3 protein-coding genes are annotated in these 2,523 nt (G+C 64.5%); all 3 read left to right on the top strand.

The genetic code is table 11. From position 1 onward, the window contains the following. Nucleotides 1-327: NAD-binding protein (locus JOZ76_RS37445; RefSeq protein WP_291706395.1), on the top strand; the 327-nt coding region annotated here is incomplete at its 5' end. A gap of 6 nt (nt 328-333) precedes the next feature. Further along, entirely contained in the window at nt 334-2,064 is a 1,731-nt protein-coding gene (locus JOZ76_RS37440; protein WP_291706394.1) for an AMP-binding protein, read from the top strand. A gap of 12 nt (nt 2,065-2,076) precedes the next feature. Continuing rightward, nucleotides 2,077-2,523, top strand: a 447-nt coding sequence (locus JOZ76_RS37435; protein WP_291706393.1) for a MaoC family dehydratase, incomplete at its 3' end; no start/stop codon positions are given.

Raw genomic sequence — 2,523 nt, 5'->3', positions numbered from 1 at the left:
GCCGAAAAGCTCGGCCTGTCGCACCAGGCGCTGTTCGACGTCGCCTCGACCTCATCGGGCCAGTGCTGGTCGCTGACGTCCTATTGCCCGGTGCCGGGGCTGGTAGCAACCTCGCCGGCGAACAACGACTACAAGCCCGGCTTTGCGTCGGCGCTGATGGTGAAGGATCTGACGCTGGCCCAGGACGCGGCGAAGGCGGCGGGTGCGGCGACGCCGCTTGGCCAGCACGCCCAGGAAATCTACCGGGCGTTCGATGCTGATGGACATGGCGGGGTGGACTTTTCCGGAATTATCCAGCACGTTCGCGCACTTGCCGGAAAGAGCTGATCGTCGATGACAAGCTTCCAAGACGCGCGCGCGTTTCTCCTAAGACATCGTACCGATTACAATGTCGCGGTGAAGGACTTTCGCTGGCCTGATCCGGTGCCGTTCAACTGGGCGCTGGACTGGTTCGACGCTGAGCTGGCGACAGATGTCGAAAGCCGTGACCGGCCTGCGCTGTGGATCGTCGATCATGGCGCCAAGGAGACCAAACTTTCATTCGCCGAACTGTCACGCCGCTCGAACCAGGTCGCGAACTTTTTGCGCGCGCAGGGCATCAAGCGCGGCGACCACCTGCTGCTGCTGCTCGGCAACGTCGTGCCGCTCTGGGAGACCATGCTGGCCGCGATCAAGCTCGGCGTCGTGGTGATCCCGGCGACCACGCTCTTGACCGGAGATGAATTGCAGGACCGGCTCGATCGCGGGCGTGCCAAGGTGGTGGTGGCCACGCAGGATCAGGTCGCAAAATTTGCCAAGCTGAAAAGCGACAATCTGGCCCGCATCGTCGTCGGCGCGACGTCAGCACATGAGGGCTGGCTGCCGTTCGAACAGGCAGCAGGCGCCTCCGAGGCGTTTGTGCCGGACGGTCCGACCGGGGCAGACGATCCGATGCTGCTCTATTTCACCTCGGGCACCACGGCGAAGCCAAAACTGGTGCGGCACAGCCAGCGCAGCTATCCGGTCGGCGCGCTGTCGACGATGTTCTGGCTTGGCCTCAAGCCCGGCGACATCCATCTGAACATTTCCTCGCCCGGCTGGGCGAAGCATGCCTGGAGCTGCTTCTTCGCGCCGTGGAACGCCGGGGCGACCGTGTTCGTCGTCAACCAGCCGCGCTTCGACGCCAAGGGACTGCTCGCCACCATCGGCCGCTGCGGCGTCACCACGCTATGCGCGCCGCCGACGGTGTGGCGGCTGTTCATCCAGGAGCGGCTTGCCGACTTCAATGTGAGCCTGCGCGAGGTCTGCGGCGCCGGCGAGCCGCTCAACCCGGAAGTGATCGACCAGGTGCGCGCGGCCTGGGGGCTGACCATCCGCGACGGCTATGGCCAGACCGAAACCACCGCGCTCGCCGGCAATTCGCCGGGCCAGACGGTCAAGATCGGTTCGATGGGCCGGCCGCTGCCGGGTTATCGCCTCGAGATCACCGATGTCGACGGCAATGTTGCCAAGGAGGGCGAGGTGACGCTCGTGCTCGGCGCCGACAGGCCAGCCGGCTTGATGCAGGGCTATCAAGGCGAGGATGGCAGACTGAGCGGTGCGGACGGTGCACGCTATCGCAGCGGCGACGTGGTGTTCGTCGACGATGACGGCTATCTCACCTTCGTCGGCCGCTCCGACGACGTGTTCAAATCATCAGACTATCGCATCTCGCCGTTCGAACTGGAAAGCGTGCTGCTCGAACACGAGAAGGTGGCGGAAGCCGCCGTGGTGCCGTCGCCGGATCCGATCCGGCTCGCGGTGCCCAAAGCCTATGTGCTGCTGGTCGGCGACACCGAACGCACGCGCGAGACCGCGCTCTCGATCTTCGAGCATCTGCATGCAAGGCTGGCGCCGTTCAAGCGCATCCGCCGCATCGAGCTCGTCACCGAACTGCCGAAGACGATTTCGGGCAAGATCCGCCGCGTGCAGCTGCGGCGGCTCGAACATGATTACAATCGCGGCGATGCCTTGCGCGGGCGGGAGTTTCGCGAGGAGGATTTTCCCGAGCTGCGGACGGTGCGTCCGGCGGGCCCGGAGAGCTGAAGAGACACAGGGATGAACGAAGTCTGGAAAAAGCCGCCGATCTCGCTCGATGCCTATCGGAACATGGTCGGCGAGGAGATCGGCGTCTCGTCATGGCACCTGGTCGACCAGAAGCGGATCGATCTCTATGCCGAGGTGATCGAGGACCACCAGTTCATCCATGTCGATCCGGAGCGCGCGAAGAAGGAGACGCCGTTCGGCACCACGGTCGCGCACGGCTTTCTCACCATGTCGCTCCTCAGCATCATGTCCTACGAGGTGATGCCGGTGATCGAAGGCACCACCATGGGCGTCAATTACGGCTTTGACAAGCTGCGCTTCATCTCGCCGGTCAGGTCGGGCAGCCGCGTGCGCGGCCGCTTCACGCTCGCCGAAGCAAAACTGCGCAAGCCGACCGAATTGCAGTCGCGCACCAACGTCACCGTCGAGATCGAGGGCGAGGACAGGCCGGCGCTGGTC

This window comes from Bradyrhizobium sp., from assembly GCF_019244115.1.
Classification (GTDB): Bacteria; Pseudomonadota; Alphaproteobacteria; order Rhizobiales; family Xanthobacteraceae; genus Bradyrhizobium.
The sequence above is the reverse complement of the archived record's forward strand: the minus strand, read 5'-3'. Positions and strand labels throughout refer to the sequence as shown.

What these genes read in the sequence shown, in the direction of transcription:
- JOZ76_RS37440 (WP_291706394.1), top strand. Translation starts at nt 334, where the DNA reads ATGACAAGCTTCCAAGACGCGCGCGCGTTTCTCCTAAGACATCGTACC.